17 protein-coding genes and 1 pseudogene are annotated in these 20,337 nt (G+C 63.0%); 8 read left to right on the top strand and 10 right to left on the bottom strand.

Features of this window, described 5'->3' with window-relative positions:
- Positions 1–69: 69 nt before the first annotated feature.
- From ACSSVZ_RS24320 to ACSSVZ_RS24290, 7 genes are all read left to right on the top strand, one after another.
- Entirely contained in the window at positions 70–276 is a 207-nt protein-coding gene (locus ACSSVZ_RS24320; protein WP_394030966.1) for a ribbon-helix-helix domain-containing protein, read from the top strand.
- Positions 273–3,494, top strand: coding sequence for a helicase-related protein (locus ACSSVZ_RS24315; RefSeq protein ID WP_394030968.1), 3,222 nt, complete (start codon positions 273–275; stop codon positions 3,492–3,494). Before ACSSVZ_RS24320 ends, ACSSVZ_RS24315 begins: the two co-directional genes overlap by 4 nt.
- The gene (locus ACSSVZ_RS24310) at positions 3,491–4,261 is read left to right on the top strand and encodes a DUF4391 domain-containing protein (protein ID WP_394030970.1); all 771 of its coding nucleotides are present in this window, start codon (positions 3,491–3,493) and stop codon (positions 4,259–4,261) included. The genes ACSSVZ_RS24315 and ACSSVZ_RS24310 overlap by 4 nt, the downstream gene beginning before the upstream one ends.
- 2 nt (positions 4,262–4,263) lie before the next feature.
- The gene (locus ACSSVZ_RS24305; RefSeq protein WP_394038815.1) at positions 4,264–6,273 is read left to right on the top strand and encodes a site-specific DNA-methyltransferase; all 2,010 of its coding nucleotides are present in this window, start codon (positions 4,264–4,266) and stop codon (positions 6,271–6,273) included.
- Entirely contained in the window at positions 6,273–6,794 is a 522-nt protein-coding gene (locus ACSSVZ_RS24300; RefSeq protein WP_394030974.1) for a gamma-glutamylcyclotransferase family protein, read from the top strand. The genes ACSSVZ_RS24305 and ACSSVZ_RS24300 overlap by 1 nt, the downstream gene beginning before the upstream one ends.
- Positions 6,791–9,778, top strand: coding sequence for a type III restriction-modification system endonuclease (locus tag ACSSVZ_RS24295; RefSeq protein ID WP_394030976.1), 2,988 nt, complete (start codon positions 6,791–6,793; stop codon positions 9,776–9,778). Before ACSSVZ_RS24300 ends, ACSSVZ_RS24295 begins: the two co-directional genes overlap by 4 nt.
- Positions 9,779–10,164: 386 nt before the next feature.
- Complete coding sequence (locus ACSSVZ_RS24290; protein WP_394030977.1) at positions 10,165–11,055, top strand: LysR family transcriptional regulator; 891 nt, start codon at positions 10,165–10,167, stop codon at positions 11,053–11,055.
- On the opposite strand, the pseudogene ACSSVZ_RS24285 reads toward ACSSVZ_RS24290, so the two are convergent.
- Both ACSSVZ_RS24285 and ACSSVZ_RS24280 read right to left on the bottom strand, forming a co-directional pair.
- Positions 11,028–11,174, bottom strand: a pseudogene (locus tag ACSSVZ_RS24285) (DUF2274 domain-containing protein); the annotation flags it as partial. The gene ACSSVZ_RS24290 and the pseudogene ACSSVZ_RS24285 sit on opposite strands and share 28 nt — an antisense overlap.
- Positions 11,175–11,200: 26 nt before the next feature.
- Positions 11,201–12,064 carry an exonuclease domain-containing protein gene (locus ACSSVZ_RS24280; RefSeq protein WP_394030979.1) on the bottom strand — a complete coding sequence of 288 codons (864 nt, stop codon included), beginning with the start codon at positions 12,062–12,064 and terminating at the stop codon, positions 11,201–11,203.
- Positions 12,065–12,209: 145 nt separating this feature from the next.
- Here ACSSVZ_RS24280 and ACSSVZ_RS24275 point away from each other — a divergent pair, with 145 nt between their 5' ends.
- The gene (locus ACSSVZ_RS24275; protein WP_394030981.1) at positions 12,210–12,419 is read left to right on the top strand and encodes a type 2 periplasmic-binding domain-containing protein; all 210 of its coding nucleotides are present in this window, start codon (positions 12,210–12,212) and stop codon (positions 12,417–12,419) included.
- Here ACSSVZ_RS24275 and ACSSVZ_RS24270 read toward each other — a convergent pair.
- The 8 genes from ACSSVZ_RS24270 to trbE are packed head-to-tail and all read right to left on the bottom strand — an operon-like array spanning position 12,392 to position 20,333.
- A complete protein-coding gene (locus ACSSVZ_RS24270) occupies positions 12,392–12,634 on the bottom strand; it encodes a DUF2274 domain-containing protein (RefSeq protein ID WP_394030983.1) in 243 nt (80 codons plus the stop codon). The genes ACSSVZ_RS24275 and ACSSVZ_RS24270 overlap by 28 nt on opposite strands.
- Before the next feature lie 3 nt (positions 12,635–12,637).
- The gene (locus ACSSVZ_RS24265; protein WP_394030985.1) at positions 12,638–13,831 is read right to left on the bottom strand and encodes a TrbI/VirB10 family protein; all 1,194 of its coding nucleotides are present in this window, start codon (positions 13,829–13,831) and stop codon (positions 12,638–12,640) included.
- Positions 13,828–14,811 carry a P-type conjugative transfer protein TrbG gene (trbG, locus tag ACSSVZ_RS24260; protein WP_394030987.1) on the bottom strand — a complete coding sequence of 328 codons (984 nt, stop codon included), beginning with the start codon at positions 14,809–14,811 and terminating at the stop codon, positions 13,828–13,830. The genes ACSSVZ_RS24265 and trbG overlap by 4 nt, the downstream gene beginning before the upstream one ends.
- On the bottom strand, positions 14,808–15,497 hold the full coding sequence (gene trbF, locus ACSSVZ_RS24255) for a conjugal transfer protein TrbF (protein ID WP_394030989.1): 690 nt from the start codon (positions 15,495–15,497) through the stop codon (positions 14,808–14,810). Before trbF ends, trbG begins: the two co-directional genes overlap by 4 nt.
- On the bottom strand, positions 15,494–16,843 hold the full coding sequence (gene trbL / locus ACSSVZ_RS24250) for a P-type conjugative transfer protein TrbL (protein WP_394030991.1): 1,350 nt from the start codon (positions 16,841–16,843) through the stop codon (positions 15,494–15,496). The genes trbF and trbL overlap by 4 nt, the downstream gene beginning before the upstream one ends.
- A 3-nt stretch (positions 16,844–16,846) precedes the next feature.
- A complete protein-coding gene (gene trbK-alt / locus ACSSVZ_RS24245) occupies positions 16,847–17,128 on the bottom strand; it encodes a putative entry exclusion protein TrbK-alt (RefSeq protein WP_394030993.1) in 282 nt (93 codons plus the stop codon).
- Positions 17,129–17,139: 11 nt separating this feature from the next.
- The gene (gene trbJ / locus ACSSVZ_RS24240) at positions 17,140–17,898 is read right to left on the bottom strand and encodes a P-type conjugative transfer protein TrbJ (protein WP_394030995.1); all 759 of its coding nucleotides are present in this window, start codon (positions 17,896–17,898) and stop codon (positions 17,140–17,142) included.
- Positions 17,895–20,333: a conjugal transfer protein TrbE gene (gene trbE / locus ACSSVZ_RS24235; RefSeq protein ID WP_394030997.1), complete on the bottom strand. Its 2,439-nt coding sequence runs from the start codon at positions 20,331–20,333 to the stop codon at positions 17,895–17,897. Before trbE ends, trbJ begins: the two co-directional genes overlap by 4 nt.
- Positions 20,334–20,337 lie beyond the last annotated feature (4 nt).

The following is a 20,337-nucleotide window of genomic DNA, read 5'->3' as shown; positions in this document are numbered from 1 at the left end:
AAAGTGCATCACTTCGTTGCAATCTGATGCAGCAATGGATATCATCCTCCAGAATTTGAGGGGGGTAATATGACCGAGCGTCCTCGCAAGGCAACGCGGCTTACGGTGAGCTTGGAAGAGCAGGACTATCGTCTGCTCAACGAGATTGCAGTCGCTCGGGACGCCTCGATTTCTTGGGTTATTCGCCAAGCCATCCGGCAATTCATCGAAACCACAGCCAACCCGCAGAACGAACAGGGCCCACCGCGTGGTGGCCGGGCGAGTGGCCGTCGATGAAGCTTATTCGGAACAGCGGCAATGAACGGGTGATTGATCGACTGCGCGAGTGGCTTGGCCAGGGCGCGTCCGTCGATTTAATGTCCCCGACGTTTTCCGTTCACGCGTTCGCGGAAGTCCGAGAGCTCATCGAGAAGGCAGAAAAGTGCCGATTGCTGTTGGGCGATGAAGCGGCGCTCGCGGATTCGCTCTTCGGTGGGGCCGCCGACATCGTCTCTCGGGGTCAGCTTCAGGGCCGTTGGCTTGCACGGCTCGCCGCCGATTGGATCAAGAAACGCGCAGAGGTCAGGTGCGCGCCCTCGGCGCCACCCCAGTCGCTCATCGTCGTTCAAGGCGCGGAAACGCGACGGGCATTGCTTGGCACTTGTTCATTCACGACCGAAGGCCTCGGGATCACGCCAGGCGGTCACCTCGGGCTGGTTCAGGCTTCAGACGAGAACGACGAAGCCGCCGCCTTCGCCGATTGGTTCCGCGCGAACTGGGAGGGACTCAAGGCGGATTCCGCAGCAAAGGACAAGCTTGTCGCTTTGCTCGAAGAGGCAGGCTCCCAGCGCGCGCCGTCGCTTCTCTACTTCCAAATCCTGTTCCAGCTGTTCAAGGATCTCGGCGACGAGCTTGATGAAGAGCGGATCATCAAGTCCGCGACCGGCATTCGAAACACGATCGTTTGGAAGAAGCTGTTCCGGTTCCAGCGCGACGGCGTTGTGGGCGCAATCGACAAGCTTGAACGTATCGGCGGCTGCATCATTGCCGATAGCGTCGGCCTCGGTAAGACGTTCGAGGCGCTGGCCGTCATAAAGTATTACGAGCTTCGCAACGATCGGGTTCTGGTGCTGTGCCCGAAGCGGCTAAGGGACAACTGGACGCTCTATAAAGCCAATGACCGGCGCAACGTTCTCGCGGAGGACCGCTTCAACTACGATGTCCTAAATCACACAGATCTGTCTCGCGACGGCGGGTTGTCGGGCGATATCGACCTCTCGCACGTCAACTGGGGAAACTACGATCTCGTCGTCATCGACGAGTCCCACAACTTCCGAAACAAGGCGACGCATAAGGACCGCGACACGCGCTACGACCACCTGATGAAACGGGTGATCAAGGCCGGCGTGAAGACCAAGGTGCTCATGCTTTCCGCGACCCCGGTGAACAATCGTCTCGCGGACCTCAAGAATCAGATCGCGTTCATGACCGAAGGCAACGATCTGGCGCTGATCGGCCATGGCATTCCAAGCATCGAGGCGACGATCAGGAAGGCCCAGGCGCAATTCAATCGCTGGCTCGATCTGCCGGAGGCCGAACGCCGCCCCGCGCGGCTGATGGACATGCTGGGCTTCGATTATTTCAAGCTGCTCGACATGCTGACGATAGCGCGTTCCCGCAAGCACGTTCAGCGCTACTATGGCACAGCGGAGACCGGGCAATTTCCCGAGCGGCTTCGGCCCTTCAATATCAAGGCGGATGTCGATCTGGCAGGCGAATTCCGCCCCATCCGTGAGATCAACAACGAGATCAGACGGTTGACGCTCGGTGCCTACGCGCCCCTGCGCTACGTGCTTCCGCACAAACAGGCCGCCTACGACGAAAAATACAGCACCAAAATCCGCGGCGGCGAGAGCTTCTTCCGGCAGGTCGATCGCGAGGAAAGCCTGATCCACCTGCTTCGGGTCAACATCCTAAAGCGCATGGAGAGCTCGGTTGCCTCGTTCGCGCTCACCATCAAACGCCAGCTCGCCGATGTGGAAGCGCTGCTTTCGAAGATCGACGCCCACGATGAATCCGTTGAAGAAGCAACTATCGACGATATCGACGTTGACGATCCGGCATTCGAGTCCCTGCTTGTCGGCCGCAAGGTGAAGGTGCTGCTTCAGGACGTTGATCGCGTGCGTTGGCGTCAGGATCTCGTCGAAGATCGCAACCGCCTTGCGACGCTTTTGTCGGCTGCGCGCTCGGTGACCGCGGACAGGGACGCGAAGCTCGATGCATTGAAGCAGGTGATCGCCAAGAAAGCACACGAACCGATCAACGGCGGCAATCGAAAGCTGCTGCTGTTCACCGCCTTCGCCGACACGGCGGATTATCTCTACCGGGAACTGGCGCCCTGGGCGAAGAAGGTGCTCGGCTTCAACGCCGCAGTGGTGACGGGGACCGGTGCGAACAAGACCACCTTGCCCGGCTTGCGAAGTGACATGAGCACAATCCTCAGTGCGTTTTCGCCGCGCTCGAAGGAACGACCGGCCGAAATGGCGACAGAGGGCGAGATCGATCTCTTGATCGCGACCGACTGCATTTCCGAAGGCCAGAACCTTCAGGATTGCGACTTCCTGATCAACTACGACATCCACTGGAACCCCGTTCGGATCATCCAGCGGTTCGGCCGCATCGATCGGATCGGGTCGCCGAACACCCAGATTCAGCTCGTCAACTTCTGGCCGAACATGGAGCTGGACGAGTATCTCGATCTCGAATCCCGCGTCAGCGGTCGCATGGTGCTGCTCGACGTTTCAGCGACGGGTGAGGAAAACGTCATCGAGTTCCAGGCGGGCAACCAGATGAACGATCTGGAATACCGCCGCGCCCAGCTTCAGAAGCTGCAAGACGCTGTGATCGATCTCGAAGATCTGTCGAGTGGCGTCTCGATCGCCGACCTTACCCTCAACGACTTCCGCATCGACCTTTCAGGCTATCTGCGCGAGAACAAGGAGCGCCTCGAAGCGCTACCGCTTGCGATCTATGCGGTCACGTCGGCGCCGCGAAGCACCGCCGCGAGCGGCGACAGTGGCATTCAGCCTGGCGTGATCTTCTGCCTTCGCGCGGTTGGCGACGCGGCGCTGAAATCGCCGGAGCCGGGCTATCCCTTGAGCCCGCATTATGTCGTGCATGTCGGCGAGGACGGCGAGATCAAGCTTCCCTACACGCAGGCGAAGCAGGTGCTCGATTGTCTGAAGAAGCTCAGCCTCGGCCGCGATCTGCCCGATGCAGAAGCCTGCATCCGGTTCGACAAGGCGACTCGCTTCGGACGGGACATGGAGCCCTTTCAGAAGCTTCTGGCCCGGGCGGTCGCGTCCGTGGTTGGCAAGAAGGAGGAGCGCGCCGTCGCCAGCCTGTTTTCGCCAGGCGGGACCCACGCCATGAAGGGCGAGTTTGCCGGAATCAACGACTTCGAGGTCGTTGCGTTTCTTGTGGTGCTCCCTGATGCGGAGGGTGCAGCGTCGTGACGACGGAAGCCGGCATCCTCGCAGTTATCGACGCGCTGGGCGTGCCGCCCGAAGCCCGCGTGGACGCGCGGGTGCCGAAGAAGCTTCTCGTTGAACAGGGCGCGCCAACTGCCGCCGACAAGCGCGCCATTCAGGATGGGATCGACGAGTTGCAATGGCTCGCCGCCTGCAAGCCCACCACGATCGGCGTGCCGAGCTTTGCTGATGACGTCCGGGAATATCTTGAGATCGCCGTGGTGGGTTGCGCCTTCCGTCCTGGCGCCAAAGCTGCGCGCCTGATCGAACTGATCCACCGGGCGATTCCCTATCCGGCAGTCCTGATCACGTCAGACGGCGAGGGCATCGCCGTGTCGGTCGCTCATAAACGCCATGCCCAGAATGAGGCGGGCAAAGTAGTCATTGAGCGTGTCGTCTCCGTTGGGGGGCTTCAGGCGGATGGGGTCAGTGCGCCAGATCAGGCATTCTTCGGAAGCCTTGCGCTTGCTCGCCAGCCCCGCCGCGACCTATGGACCTTGTACGAGGGTTGGCTGACCCGAATCGAAGCGCTCAACGCCGCACGGCTGAACGGCGCATTCACCGCGAGCGATGATGCGGCGGTGATCGTGCGTCGCCGCGAAGCCCTTGATGCCCATTCCCGGCTGACGCGAGAGATCATCGGTCTTCGCGCCAAGGCCAACCGCGAGAAGCAACTGAACCGGCGCGTCGATCTCAATCTGGAAGTCCAGCGCCTGGAAGCCGAGATCGCGACCCACAAGAAGAACCTTTGAGAATGGAAAACGCGCCCATGCCCGAAATTAAGAAGCTCGATCTGAATGATCCCGATACCAAGAGCGCGGACATCGTCGCGGGCAATATCGACGCGCTGAAGGCGCTGTTCCCGGAAGCCTTCACCGAAGGCAAGATCGACTTCGAGGTGTTGAAGGGCCTGCTCGGCGCGGCGGTTGAGGAGCGCGACGAAAAATATGGGCTGAACTGGCACGGCAAGCGCCGCGCGCGGCAGATTGCATTGACGCCATCGACCGGGACGCTGTTGCCGCGCCCAGACGAAAGCGTTGATTGGGACACGACGCAGAACCTGATGATCGAGGGTGACAACCTCGAAGTGTTGAAGCTCTTGCAGAAGAGCTACGCTGGCAGGGTGAAGCTGATCTATATCGATCCGCCCTACAACCGCGATGCGGATGTCGTCTATCCAGATGACTTCGCCGACTCTGTAAAAAACTATCAGATGCTCACCGGTCAAATCGATACTGACGGCCGTAAGCTAACAAGTGCGAGCGAAGCATCTGGACGTTTTCATTCAGAGTGGATGAGCATGATGCTCCCGCGTTTGCGGCTTGCCAGAAGCCTATTACGCAATGACGGAACGATCTTTGTTAGCATCGATGATGCTGAGGTGGCTCACGCTCGCCTTATCATGGATGAGATATTCGGCGCGGAGAACTTCATCGCGGAGCTTGTGTGGGAGGGAGCGAATAAGAATGACGCTAGACAAGTCGGCGTCGTACACGAGTACGTCGTCATCTACTCCCGAAACCGAGAAAAAGTTGAGCGAGAATGGAGTCTAAATAAAGAAGGCGTCGAGCCTGTTCTCCGAGAAGTCGCGCGCCTGAAGAAACTGCATGGCGCGGATCACGAAGCTGCTTCAAATGACTTGGCGGGATGGTTTCGCGCTAACAAGGCAAAGCCAGCATTCGCAAACCGCCGATTCCGCAACATTGACGCGCGCGGCGCGTATAAAGAGGACGACCCTACTGCGCCCGGCGGACGCCGTTTCGAGCTAAAGCACCCTAAGACGGGGAAAGTCATTCCGCTGCGAGCCAATCGCGGGTGGGGTTTTGACCAGGACGAGTTCAATCGTCTAGTCGATGAAGGTCGCATTACGTTTGTCACGGAGACGAGCGTGATGGTTCGGCGATACCTTCACGAGACCGACAAGCTGACTCCGCCAAGCGTATTCTATCAACCCGCTCGCTCCGCGTCGGAACGGCTCGCGCGCTTGATGGGTGCTGCCGTCTTTGATTTTCCGAAGGACGAAACAACCCTACAGAAGTTCATTCAAATGGCGAGTGGTGCGGAACCAAACGCTATTGTTATGGACTTTTTTGCGGGCTCCGGAACTACCGCACACGCGGTGCTCTTACAGAACGCGGCGGATGGCTTAGATCGTCGCTTCGTGATGGTTCAGCTTCCCGAACCGCTTTCGCCTGACAACGCTGGGCAGAAAGTGGCGGCAGAATTCTGCGACCAGATAAACAAACCACGTACGATTGCGGAATTGACCAAGGAGCGTATCCGCAGATCAGCGAAAGCCGTCAAAGAGGCAAACCCGATGTTTGCTGGCGACACGGGCTTCCGCGTCTTCAAACTCGCTCAATCAAATATCCGCGCCTGGGAGCCGGACGCGGCCGACCTCGAAAACAGCTTGCTGAAGAACGCCGAGCACCTTGTGCAGGGCCGCAAGGAGCAGGACGTGCTCTATGAGCTGTTGCTAAAGCTCGGGCTCGATCTCTGCGTGCCGATCGAGGCGAAGACGATTGCGGGCAAAGCGGTGCACTCCATCGGCGGAGGCGCGCTGATCGTCTGCCTCGCCCTGGGGGTGACCAAGGACGTGGTTGAAGAGTTGGCGAAGGGTATTGTCGCGTGGCGGGCAGCGCTTGCGCCCGCCGTCGATACCCGCGTCGTGTTCAAGGATTCCGGATTCGCCGACGATATCGCCAAGACCAACATGGCGGCGATCCTGAACCAGAACGGCATTCTCGACGTGAGGAGCCTGTGATGAGCGAGGGCACCTTTCACTACTTTGCCTACGGCTCGAACATGTTCACCGCGTGGCTGAGGCAACCACAACGCTGCCCTTCGGCGAAGGCGCTGGGTATAGCTGAGCTTCATGAGCATGAGTTGCATTGGCACAAGGCCAGCAAGGACGGCTCCGGAAAATGCGATGTTGTTGCCAGCGCTGCACCGAACGCCTCGGTGCCAGGCGTGCTCTATGAGATCGCGAACGATGAGAAGTCCGGCCTCGACCAGGCCGAAGGCTTGGGTTTTGGCTACGAAGAAATCGAGATTGACGTGCTTTGCAGTCAGGGTCAGGTGAACGCCAAGGCTTACCGCGCGACCAACACCGATCACACGCTCAAGCCCTACACCTGGTATCGCGCCTTGGTGATTGCAGGCGCTCGGGAGCATGGCCTTCCGACATCCTACATCGCGCGGTTGGAGGCCGTTCCGGCAACTGAGGACCCTGAGCCCGCCCGCCACGACAAGAACATGGCCCTGATCGCGGGGGCGCTGGCATGAAACTGCATTTCGAGCCCGACCTCGACTATCAGCACACGGCCATCGAAGCCGTCTGCGACCTGTTTCGCGGGCAGGAGATCAACCGCACTGAGTTCACCGTCACCCGCCGCTCCGACGGCGGTGCTCAGCAAGAGCTGGGACTTGTCGAAAACGAGTTGGGCATCGGCAACCGCCTGACGCTGCTCGACGACGAGATCATCGGCAACCTGAAAGACATCCAGCTTCGCAACGGCTTGCCACCGTCAACGGCGCTCACTTCCGGCGACTTCACCGTAGAGATGGAGACGGGCACCGGCAAAACCTATGTCTATCTCCGCACGATTTTCGAGCTGAACAAGCTGTTCGGCTTCACCAAATTCGTGATCGTCGTGCCGTCCGTCGCGATCAAGGAAGGCGTCTACAAGACCCTTCAGATTACCGAGGACCACTTCAAGGGCCTCTATTCCGGCCAGCCTTTCGACTATTTTCTCTATGATTCCGCCAAACTCGGTCAGGTCCGCAATTTCGCGACCAGCCCGAACATCCAGATTATGGTGGTGACGGTTGGCGCCATCAACAAGAAGGACGTGAACAACCTCTACAAGGACAGCGAGAAGACCGGCGGCGAACGGCCGATCGACCTGATCCGCGCCACGCGGCCTATCCTGATCGTGGATGAACCGCAAAGTGTCGATGGCGGCCTCTCCGGCGCGGGTAAAACCGCCTTGGGCGAAATGAACCCGCTCTGCACGCTGCGCTATTCGGCGACCCATGTCGACAAGCACCACATGGTATTTCGCCTCGATGCGGTTGACGCCTATGAGCGCAAGCTGGTGAAGCAGATCGAGGTCGCTTCGCTGGAAGTCGAAGGCGGACACAACAAGGCCTACGTGCGGTTCATTTCGGCGAGCAACGGCAAGGGTCCGGTCACAGCTCGAGTCGAGATCGATGTTCAGGACGGCAAGGCAGTGCGCCGCAAGGAAGTCGTCGTTCAGGACGGCGACGATCTTCAGGAACTGACCAAGCGCGCCGTCTATGCCGATTGCCGGATCGGCGAGATCCGCGCCGCACGCGACAACCAGCTTCTGGAAGTGAAGCTGCCGGGCGGCGAGACTTTCCTTGAGCCCGGCCAGGCAGTGGGCGACGTGGACGCGGACGCCATGAAGCGGCTTATGATCCGCCGCACCATCCACGAGCACCTGGAAAAGGAAAAGCGCCTCGCACCCGTGGGCGTCAAGGTGCTGAGCCTCTTCTTCATCGACGCCGTCGAGCACTACCGGTCGTATGATGCGGACGGCAATCCGGTGAAGGGCAAATATGCGCGCATCTTCGAAGAAGAGTACCGCCGCGCGGCGAAGCTCCCCGAGTTCATCAGCCTGTTCAAGGAAGTCGATCTGACCTCCGAGGCCGAAGAGGTTCATGATGGCTACTTCTCGATCGACAAAGCCCGGCGGTGGACCGACACGGCCGACAACAATCAGGCCGGCCGCGACAACGCCGAGCGAGCCTATAGCCTGATCATGAAGGACAAGGAGAAGCTGCTGGGCTTCGAAACGAAGCTCAAATTCATCTTCTCCCATTCGGCCCTTAAGGAGGGCTGGGACAACCCGAACGTCTTCCAGATTTGCGCCTTGCGCGAGATGGGCACAGAACGCGAGCGTCGCCAGACGATCGGCCGTGGCCTGCGGCTGTGCGTCAATCAGAATGGCGAGCGCCTGCGCGGGTTCGAGATCAACACGCTGACGGTCATCGCGACCGAAAGCTATGAGGAGTTCGCAGAGAACCTGCAGAAGGAAATCGAGAAGGACACGGGCATCAAGTTCGGGATCGTCGAGAAGCATCAGTTCGCTGCGATCCCTGTGGCGAAGGCAGACGGCTCAACCGGAATGCTGGGCTTCGAGGAGTCAGCGGCCATATTCGAGCACCTTAAGACGGAGGGTTTCGTCGATGCCAAGGGAAAGGTGCAAGATACGCTGCGCACGGCACTGAAAGACGGCACGTTTGACTTGCCGAAAGCGCTGGAAGGGCACCTTGCGGCCGTTCGTGAGGTCTTGAAGAAGGTCGCCGGCAAGCTCGATATCAAGAACGCCGATGAGCGCGTCGTCGTCAAGACGCGGCAGGCCATCCTTGAAAGCGCCGAGTTCCAAGCGCTCTGGGACCGCATCAAGCACAAAACGACGTATCGGGTTCACTTCGATAACGAGAAGCTGATCACCGATTGCAGCAAGGCGATTACCAACGGCCCGCCGGTTTCCAAGGCCCGCGTCCGGATCAGGAAAGCCGATTTGTCCATCGGCCAGGGCGGCGTCGAAGCCAAGGAGCGCGACAAGAACAGCGGCACGATCGTCACGATCGAGGAAGGCGACATCGCGTTACCCGACGTGCTGACCGATCTTCAGGACCGCACCCAGCTCACGCGCAAGAGCCTCGTGCGCATTCTGACCGAATGCGGGCGGCTGAATGATTTCAAGCGCAATCCGCAGGCTTTCATCGAGATCGCGGGTGAGGTGATCAATCGCACAAAGCGCTTAGCGCTGGTCGATGGGATCAAATACCAGAAGATCGGCGACGAGCACTATTACGCCCAGGAGCTTTTCCAGCAGGAAGAGCTGATGGGCTACCTGAGAAACATGCTGAAGGACGCGACGAAATCGGTCTTCGAGCACGTCGTCTACGATTCTGGCGGCGTCGAACGGACCTTTGCGGAGCAGCTTGAGAAAAACGAGTCAGTGAAAATCTACGCCAAGCTCCCAGCTTGGTTCAAAGTGCCGACGCCGCTTGGCACATACAATCCGGATTGGGCAGTGCTGGTTGAAGTCAGCGGCGAGGAGCGCCTCTATTTTGTGGTCGAGACCAAGGGCAGCCTCTTCACCGACGATCTTCGCGACAACGAAGCGGCAAAGATCATCTGCGGCGAGGCCCACTTCAAGGCGTTGGCGACCGATCCGAACCCCGCCCGCTACATCAAGGCGACGAAGATCGACGATCTGATGGAGCATTGCTGACCTATCCCTGTTCGAGCGGGATGGGTTCGGGAACTGGAGCCAGGCCGGGAGCCCCGGTCCGGACTTGTCGTCGCCAGGAGATGGCTGGCGCTGGCCGGCTTGGCTATGCCGGCGCGGCCGAGCGGTCCGGGCCGCCCCATTGGGAATATTTCCGCCATCGCAGGAATCATATTGTTGCGAATGCGTCTTATTAGCATAATGGTTGTATAGCCATCCAATCCTACTTGTCAGGGAGTTTGGGAGCATCCCGAAAGGGCCACAGATTCATCACATATGCTTGGAGGCACCCGCAGGCATTTTGTTACCGCGATCAGCAAGACGAACCGATAGCGGAGCCTACAAGAAGGGAGACCGGATCGCTGGCGGCACCACTTGAATTGAGGCATTTGCGTTATGCTGTCGCCGCCGCTCATCACCGCAGCTTTCGCCGCGCGGCCGATGCGCTCGGTGTCAAGCAATCGACGCTCAGCCGCTGCATTCGCCAGATGGAGGACCGCTTGGGCGTCGTGGTATTCGAGCGGTCGAGCGGCGGTGTGCGGCTTACTGCGGCCGGTGCCGAGATCCTGCGCACCTCCCGGCATCTGGTCGAAGGGCTGGACCACATGATGGCGACGGCCAAGGCCGCCGGGCGGGGCGAGGCTGGCCAGCTCACTATCGGGTTCTACACGTCGCTCTCGGCCGGAAACCTGCGTGCCAGCCTGATGGAACATGCGCGACGGTTTCCGCAGCTGGAGATCCGCACAGTCGAGGGAGCGCGGGCGAGCCTTTTCACGGGCCTGGAGCGCGGCACGCTCGACGTCGCCATTGTCACCGGAGAGCCGACCGCGCGCGAGGGAAAGGCCATGGGCCTGTGGAGCGAGCGGATCATGGTCGCGCTGCCCGAGAACCATGTGCTGGCGGCGAACGAGATTGTCTACTGGACCGATCTGAAGGACGAGACCTTCCTCTTCAGCCAGCGCGATCCGGGTCCAGAGATCCAGGACATCCTGCTGGCGAAGCTCGCCGCGCCAGGCGAGCGGCCGAAGGTGATCAGCCATGACATTAGCCGCGAGAACATCAAGAGCCTGGTGGGCGCTGGCTTCGGCGTCAGCCTGATGTGCGAGGCCTGCATAGGCGCCGTGTATTCCGGCGTGGTCTACCGCGAGGCACGGGACGGCAACGGCCCGAGCCGGATCAGCTATACCGCCTTCTGGCAGGGCGACAACGACAACCCGGCGCTGGCACATTTCCTCAAGCTCCTGGAAGAACGCTATCCCTTGCTGTCCAACGGTGGCTGACGGGTCCGTCGTGCTTTGGCAAAAGCGCGATCGGTCGCCATGAAGCGTTCCACCATCGGGGCGATCAGCTTGGCCGGCTCGCCGACAGGCTGGCCCGTCTCCCGGCCAAGGACCTCTGCAGCGGAGTGTAGACCTCCGGTTTGGCTCAGGCCATTGCCACTAGCTCGCGGAAGTCCGTTTCGCGGATGACACGGATGGGGAAGCCCTTGCTGAACAGTTCCTCCGCCTTGCGATGTTTGGAGCTCTTCTCGTGTCCAGCGAGGCGTTGCACGTCGGTGTCGCCGACCACCAGCAGCGTCGTTTTCTTCGTGACGCCGGAATCAACCTCGCACCCGACCGATGCAGCTAGATCGGCGGCTTCACGACGCGGGATCGCCAGCGCCCCGGTGAACACAATCACCTCCCCAAACAGCGGGCCTTCCCGGTTGCCGTCGCGCCGGATAGCAGCACTAGCGCTACTGGAGGACGGGTCGATGGGCTGCCGAACGCGGGATAGCCAGGCGTCGAGGTCGAGACCGGTCTTCTGCATCGCGGCCAGAAGGATGTGTCCGGCCGCCTTCGCATCTTCCAGAGCATGGTGGTGCTGGAATTCGTATCCGATCAGCCTGCAAACGTCTGCGAGACCGTAGCCGCTGCCGGTACACTCTGCCCAGGTGCGGCGAGCGACACGGGCTGAATCGAGCCATGTGCAGGTGGGTTCGGCAACGGCCCAGCGGCTTGACGCTTGGTGCGTGGCGACCCGGTCGAAGTGGGTATGGGTGACGGCGACAGCGTCCCGAAGCATGTCGTTAAGTGTCCGCGACGCTTCCGAATAGATCGGCGCGCCTCTCACTGTGTCCATGTCGATGCCATGGATGGAGACATTGATGCCGTCGAAGTAATCTTGCGGATCAATCAGCGAGTACCACTCGTCTGCGACCTTGCCATTCTCGAATTTCACGGCTCCGATAGAGCAGATTGACGCCATATCTGCATTGGCAGTTTCCACGTCTATTGCCACGAAATTCATTGGCACGTCCCCCATCGCTATTCTGCCTGTGACTTGAGAAATACACGCAAGCTGGATCGGCCTCAAGGACGAGACCTTTCTTCTCAGCCAGCGAGATCCGGGTCTGGAGATCCAGGACATCAGCAGCGAGAACATCAAGAGCCTGGTGGGCGCTGGCTTCGGCGTCAGCCTGATGTGCAAGGCCTGCATTGGCGCCGTGTATTCCGGCGTCGTCTATCGCGAGGCGCGCGACGGTAACGGCCCGAGCCGGATCAGCTATGCCGCCTATTGGCAAGGCGACAACGACAATCCGGCGCTGGAGCATTTCCTCAAGCTGCTCGATGAGCGCTATCCCTTGCTGTCCAACGGTGGCTGACGGGTCCGTCGTGCTTTGGCAAAGGCGCGGTCGGTCGCCATGAAGCGTTCCACCATCGGAGCGATCAGCTTGGTCGGCTCACTGATCGGCTGACCCGTCTCCCGGCCCAGGACCTCGGCATAGGCGACGAGGTCGCGATGCACCGCGGCGGACAGCTCGACGGTGAGTTTGACCGGCCGGTCGTCGGCAAGGGGGCCGAGTTTCAGTTTCGCCATGGATCATCCGCCATAGGGTTCGAGGACAAGGTCGCGCGTGACGATCACACGGACGGGAAAGCCGGGCCGGATGGTCAGCGTTGGCGCCACATTGAGCTGGCGCCGAACGATCTGCTGGCCGGCATCGTTGATCGTGTCCTGCGCACCGCCGCGAATGGCGCTGATCAGACGATCATTGTCGTCGGCGGCAAGTTCCGCGCCGACGCCGAGCAGGGTCGAGAGGGCGGCCGCCTTGGCGAGGTCCCACCAGTGATAGTCGACGCCGTCCTCGAGGCCGGCATAGCCTTCCGAATCCGCCCCCGGCTGCCGCTCAAGCACGATGGAGCGGCCGTTCGGCAGGATGAGGCGGTTCCAGACGAGCAGCACGCGTCGCTGGCCGAAGCCGACGCCGTTGTCATATTGGCCGATCAGCCGGGTTCCCTGGGGCACGAGCAGCAGCCGGCCGGTCGGGCTGTCGTAGACGTTCTCGGTCACCTGCGCGGTGATCTGACCGGGCAGATCGGAGCGGATGCCCGTGATGAGCGCGGCGGAAATCACCGCGCCGGCCTGAAGCACATAGGGCGATGCCGGAGCCATGACGCGATCGGCCGCAACGGTGCGCCGGTCCACGGCGGCATTGAGGAACGCGGTCTGCCGATCCTGCGCGGTGGGCGTGCCCTGCTGACCAGGCAGGCCAAGGCCCGCGAGGTTTGGACTGGCAATGCCGCCGGGCGCTCCGGGCGCGGCCACCGTGCCGGGTGCTGTCTGGAAGAAGACACGGCTCAGGCGCGCGGCTTCTTCTTCGGCGAGCCGGCGCTGTTCCTCCGGGTCGACGGCTGGTGTCGCCATGGCGGGCGGCACGACGGGTTGCCCCCGGCGTTGGGCGTCGAGGATCGGGCGGCCGAGGTCGCCGGGCAGCGCCGGCCCGAGGACCGGCCCGGAATAATCGCGCGGCAGCCCGGCCAGACCATCGGCCGTTGCGCGGTTGTCGGTGGAGTAAAGCTCCTCGCCGCCGGTGTTGGCATCGCGCGTCTGGAGCGCATAGATCAAAGCCCCGCCGACGCCGAGGGACGCCACTACGCCAATGCTGGCGAGCACCTTTCGGGACAGGCGCGTCACACGCGGCGCGTCGGCGCGCAGCCGCATGGGTGCGGCGGAATCGGTGGCGGAGCCGGTCAGCGGCACGTCATCCTCTCTCCTGCTTTCGCTCTCGTTCATGATGCGGGCCTCCCGTCGGTGCGGACGATCCTGACCGTCTGCTGGCGGTCGCCGCCGCCAAGGCGCAGCTCGGCCGCGCCGAACAGTCGGTCGACGATCAGGATGTTCTGATGGATGCGGCTGTTGACGATCTGCGGCTCGCCGTCCGAGCCGATGACGAAGATGGGCGGCATCTCGCCCTGCACGATGCCGCGCGGGAATTCGACATAGACGCGGCGGCCATCGTCATAGACCGTGACCGGCCGCCAGGGCGGCGTGTCGCCGGTCAAGCCATAGCGATAGATCCGCGCTGCGACGGCTGGGATGATCGGGGTCGCGGGAACGCTCTGGCGTTGCCCTGCGGGTAGCGCAGGATAGGCCCAGGCGACGGCGGGCATATAGAGGGCGTCCCGCGCACGCAGCTCGATCATGTAGGTGCGGCGGTCGGTGGTGATGACGAGGTTGGTCGAGATGTCGGCGCGTGTGGGCTTGACCAGAACATGCACGCGCCGGGTCACGCCCGACCCACTTTCGGTGTCGCCGATGATCCAGCGGGCGGTGTCGCCGGCGGCGATCGGTCCCGCGCCGGTCAGGCTTTCGCCGGGCTCCAGCGCGATATTGGTGATCTGCCCGACTGCGGCATAGACCTGATAGAGCGCGCCTTCGCTCCACGGATAAATCTGGATAGCGTTGTAATAGCCCTCGCGGCGTGGTTCGACGCGGGCCGCGGCATTGGCGTTCTCGACGCGGGCGGCCGGCGTGCCGGCGGCGGTGCCGCCCCGGCTCGGCGTCCAGGCCGGTGGGACATGTAGCGGCCGGGGCGTCTGGTCCGTGATGACGGCGGGCACGGCAGGCAGCGGCGGCACGTCGGCATCGTAGCTGATCTGCGGCGGTCTGTTGGTGGCGCAGCCGGCGAGCGTAAAAGCGGAAAGCAGCACAAGCGCGGAAACTGATTTACGGAAAGCCGGGTTTCCGGTTGTGCGGATCGTCTGGCGGATCATTGGCCCATCTCCCGCGACCAGTTGATGGCGTTGACGTAGATGCCGAGCGGGTTCGCCCGGAGCCGTTCGGCGTCGCGTGGCGGTTGCACGACGATGGTGAGGATGGCCGTCCATCGGTCTGTGGCTGCGAGTTGGCCGTTCTCGTAGCGGCGCTCCGTCCAGGCGATGCGGAAGCTGTCGGGCGACGCGCGAATGACGCTGGAGACCTCGACGGCGATCTGCTGACGGCCGACGCGCGTGAACGGGTCGTTCGACCGTGCGTAATCATTGAGCGCCGCCGCGCCGCGATCGGTCGTGAACTCATAGGCGCGAAGCCAGTTCTGCCGGACGATGATGGCGTCGGCGGGGATCGAGCGAACCTGTTCGATGAAGCGGCCCAGATGCCATGCCACCTGCGGATCGGTGGGGCGATAATCGGCGACAGCGGGGGCGACCGCCTGCGACTGGCCGAGATTATCGACCTGCACCACCCAGGGCACGACGGTTCCGCGCGCCGATTGCCAGACGAGCGCGGCCGCGAAGCCGGCGGACAGGATCAGCGAGCCGAAAGCCATATAGCGCCAGTTCTTCGCCTGAACGCGGGCCGAGCCGATGCGGTCATCCCAGACCTGAGCGGCCTTCTGGTATGGGGTCTCGGGTTCGGGCGTCTTGCCGTAATGGGTGGCGGGACGTTTGAAGAAGCTCATGTGCGGTCGCCTTCGGAAAGATTGATGGAGGAGCCGCCGCCATGGCTGTCGCCGGAGCGGACGGCGTGCGCTGCGGCGGTGACGCCGTGGGAGAGTTGCTGCGAGCGTTTCATGCGCTGCGCCCAGGCGGGCGGGCCGCCGGTGGAAGATGCTGCCGGGGCAGCGGCGGCCCCGGATTCTCCGCCGACCGTGCCCATGGTCGAGGAGCCGCCGGTTGCGCCGAAGCCGGCCTTTGCACCGGCGGAGAAGCTGGATTTGACGCTCGCGGCTGTACGGCGAAGCGGCGACATGGCCGCGCTGCCAGCTCCGCGCGCCATGCCGCCGAGACCGGAAGCGACACCGGCCGCGCCGGACTGGCCCAGAGAACCGAGGCTGTAGGCGGCGGAAGCGGCGCCGGCAGCGGTCGCGCCATTGCGCACGGCCGCGGCTCCCCCGGAGAGCGCGGCGCCTCCACCCTTCGCGGCGAGGCCAGCGGCGCCAGCGCCAGCGACGATCATCCCGCCTGCGGCAAGGCCAGTGCCGACAGCCGCGCCCGCGCCGAGCTGCGGGCCGCCCGATACGAGGCCATTGGCGATGCCGGGGCCGAAGATGCCGAGACCGAGGAGCGAGAGGGCTGCGAGGACGACGGCCATCGCATCGTCGATGCTGGGTGTCGTGCCACCGAAGCCGGCCGTGAACTGCGAAAACAGCGTCGAGCCGATGCCGATGATGACTGCGAGAACCAGAACCTTGATTCCCGACGAGATGACGTTGCCAAGCACTCGTTCAGCCATGAACGCCGTCTTGCCGAACAGGCCGAACGGGATCAGCACGAAGCCCGCCAAAGTGGTGAGCTTGAATTCGATGAGCGTGATGAAGAGCTGGATGGCGAGGATGAAAAACGCCAGAAGCACCAGCGCCCAGGCGAACAGCAGGCAAGCGATCTGGATGAAGTTCTCGAAGAAAGCGATCCAGCCCATCAGGTCGGAGATGGATTCGAGTAGCGGCCGGGCAGCGTCGAGGCCGGTCTGCGCGACCTTGCCGGGGCGCAGGAGATCCGCTGTGGTGAAGCTGGTGCCCGATCCCTTGAGGCCGAGGCCGGCGAAGCTGTCGAAGACGATCTTCGCCAGGTTGTTCCAGTTGCCGATGATGTAGGCGAAGACGCCGACGAACAGGGTCTTCTTGACCAGCCGGGCGATTATGTCGTCATCGGCGCCCCAGCTCCAGAACAGGGCCGCGAGCGTCACGTCGATGACGATCAGCGTTGTGGCGATGAAGGCGACCTCGCCACCGAGCAGACCGAAGCCGGAGTCGATGTAGGAGGTGAATACGCCGAGGAAATTGTCGATGACGCCGCTGCCGCCCATGGATCAGCGTCCTTCCGTGGGCGCTACCGGCGCAGGGGAGCGGCCAAGGAATCGGTCGCGGGTCTCGGCCCAGACGCGCAGGCATTCGGCATCGTTCGCCGCCTCCTCTCCAAGTTGCTGGCAACGGCGCTGGCCTTCGCGCAGCAAATCGCGCGCTGGTTCGAGAAGGCGCACCGGCTCGGCGTTCGGCGTGTCTTCCTTGCGGGTCATCTCGATCGCGGTCGCGGTAATCGCGACGGCGACGAAGACGATAGCGCCCAGCCGGGCCAGCATCTTGCCGTCCATGGGTTGCGCCCTCAGTTGCCGTTGTTGAACATCTGCGCATTGCCGGGCTGGTAGCTGGAACCCGGCGTCAGGAATCTGCGACGCTGTTCGCGGCCTTGTTCGGCGGCGGCGGCGCGCTCGGCTTCCGTTAGCGCCGTCGCCCTGCCGTTGGCGGCGAGCAATGCGGTGAGGTCCGCGAGTTGCTGGGCCTGAAGCGCGAGAAGCTGGTTGCCGGCCTGCGTCGCCTGCAAGGCCCCGGTCGCGCCCTGGCTCTGGCCGACCAGCGCGGACATCTGTGCGCGATTGGTGTCGATATTGCCGACGACACCGGCCTGCACCCGCATGGCGTCCTGCAAGCCGCCGACCGTGTTCTGCCAGCGGCTGCGCGCATCGGCGACGATCTGTTGCTGCGTCGCCGAGAGCGAGACGTTTCCATACTGCTGCTGGAACGCCTGGTCGATCTGCTGCACGTCGAAGGCGATGTTCTGCGCCTGGCTGAGAAGCTGCTGCGTGCGCTGGACCGACTGCTGGAGTTGCTGGAGAGACGAATACGGCAGGCTCGCAAGATTGCGAGCCTGATTGATGAGCATCGTCGCTTCGTTCTGAAGCGAAGTGATCTGGTTGTTGATCTGCTCCAGCGTCCGCGCCGCCGTCAGCACGTTCTGGACGTAGTTCGTCGGATCGTAAACGATCCACTGTGCGGCGGCAGGGGGCGCCAGAACCGGCGACAGGACGAGTGGAAACGAGAGGATGGAAGCGGCGAAAAGCGCACGAGAACGACGGATCATCATGATGGTGTCTCCAGGTTGGTGAGGTTGGGGATCAGGTCGGCGGCCCATTCGACGCCGCGAAGGCGCAGCCAGGCGTCGAGGAAGCCGTCGCTTCCATGTTCGGCGTGGATGCGGGCGATCAGGGTCTGGTCGGATTTGGCCGAGGCCGCCGTCAGCGCCAGCCCGACTTCGGAGAGGCCCAGCTCGAACAGCCGGTTGCCGCGCCGCGACTGGCAGTAGTAGTCACGCTTCGGCGTGGCCCTCGCCAGAATCTCGATCTGGCGGTCGTTGAGCCCGAAGCGGCGATAGATCGCCGTGATCTGCGGTTCGATCGCCCGCTCGTTCGGCAGCAGCAGCCGGGTCTGGCAGCTCTCGATGATCGCCGGCGCAATCGCCGAGCCGTCGATGTCGGAGAGCGATTGCGTGGCGAAGACGACGGAAGCGTTCTTCTTCCTCAGCGTCTTCAGCCACTCGCGGAGCTGGCCGGCAAAGCCCTCGTCATCGAGGGCGAGCCAGCCTTCGTCGACGATGAGCAGCGTCGGTCTGCCGTCGAGCCGGTCCTCGATGCGGTGGAAGAGATAGGCGAGGACGGCAGGCGCAGCGCCCGTGCCGATCAGCCCTTCGGTCTCGAACGCCTGCACGGAAGCGCTGCCGAGATGTTCCGACTCTGCGTCGAGCAGCCTGCCGTAGGCGCCGCCGACGCAATAGGGCCTGAGCGCCTGCTTCAAATCGTTCGATTGCAGCAGGACGGCGAGCCCCGTGATCGTCCGCTCACCGACGGGCGCGCTGGCAAGCGAGGTCAGCGCCGACCAGAGATGCTCCTTGACTTGCGGATCGATGGCGATGCCCTCGCGCATCAGGATCGCGACGATCCAGTCGGCCGCCCAGGCGCGCTCCGGCACGTCATGGATGCGCGCGAGCGGCTGCAGCGAGACGGACGTCTCCGCACCTTCGGTCAGCCCGCCGCCGAGGTCGTGCCAGTCACCGCCCATGCCAAGCGCCGCGGCACGGATCGAACCGCCGAAATCGAACGCGAAGACCTGGGCTTGCGCGTAGCGCCGGAACTGGAGCGCCATCAGCGCCAGCAGCACCGACTTGCCGGCGCCGGTCGGGCCGACGACGAGGGTATGGCCGACATCGCCGACGTGAAGGGAAAACCGGAACGGGGTCGAGCCCTCGGTCTTGCCGAAGAGCAAGGGGGGAGCAGCGAAGTGCTCGTCCCGTTCCGGCCCCGCCCATACCGCCGACAGCGGGATCATGTGGGCGAGGTTGAGCGTCGAGACCGGGGGTGTGCGGACATTGGCGTAGACGTGTCCGGGCAGCGAGCCGAGCCAGGCATCGACGGCGTTGATCGTCTCCGGCATCGCCGTGAAGTCGCGGCCCTGGATGACCTTCTCGACGAGCCGCAGCTTTTCGGCGGCGATCCGGGGATCGTCGTCCCAGACGGTGACGGTCGCCGTCACATAGGCTTGCCCCGCGAAATCCTGCCCGAGCTCCTGGAGTGCCAAATCGGCGTCGGCGGCCTTGTTGGCTGCGTCGGTGTCGACCAGGGCCGAGGCCTCGTTGGTCATCACCTCCTTGAGGATGGCGGCGATCGACTTGCGCTTGGCGAACCACTGCCGCCGGATTCTGGTGAGCAGCCTTGTGGCGTCGGTCTTGTCGAGCAGGACGGCGCGCGTCGACCAGCGATAGGAAAAGGCGAGCCGGTTGAGTTCGTCCAGGATGCCGGGCGTGGTTGCCGTCGGGAAGCCGACGATCGTCAGCACCTGCAGATGCGCGTTGCCGAGGCGCGGCTTGAGGCCGCCGGTGAGCGGCTGATCCGCCAGCAGCGCGTCGAGATACATCGGAATTTCGGGGACGCGCACGCGATGGCGCCGGCAAGAGACGCAGTCATGCAGGTAGGTCAGCGTTTCGGCGTCATCGAGCCAGCCGCACTCCGGCATGAAGCCCTCGATGAGCTGAAGGATGCGGTCGGTGCGATCGACGAAGCCGCGCAGGACCTCGTGAGGGTCGACGCCGGTCTGTTCGCGGCCCTCGTAGAGCCAGGTCTCGGCGCGCGCAGCTTCCTCGGCCGGCGGCAGGTAGACGAAGGTCAGGAAGTAGCTCGACTCGAAATGCGCGCCGTCCTCCTCGAAATCCGCCTTGCGCTCGGCGTCGACCAATGCCGATGCGGGATCGGGAAAGCGGCTTGCCGGGTAAGCGCCAACGGGATGACGCTCAGCCTCGACGAAGATCGCCCAGCCCGAGCCCAGGCGGCGAAAGGCGTTGTTGAGCCGCCCGGCGACGGCGACCAGCTCGGCGGGGACGGCGCTGTCGAGATCGGGGCCGCGAAAACGTGCCGTGCGCTGGAAGCTGCCGTCCTTATTGAGGATCACACCTTCGCCCACGAGCGCGGCCCAAGGCAGAAAGTCCGCGAGACGGGCAGCGGTGCGGCGATATTCGGCGAGGTTCATCATGGGC

It is taken from the genome of Amorphus sp. MBR-141, assembly GCF_053628695.1.
This window is presented reverse-complemented; position numbering and strand designations above follow the sequence as displayed.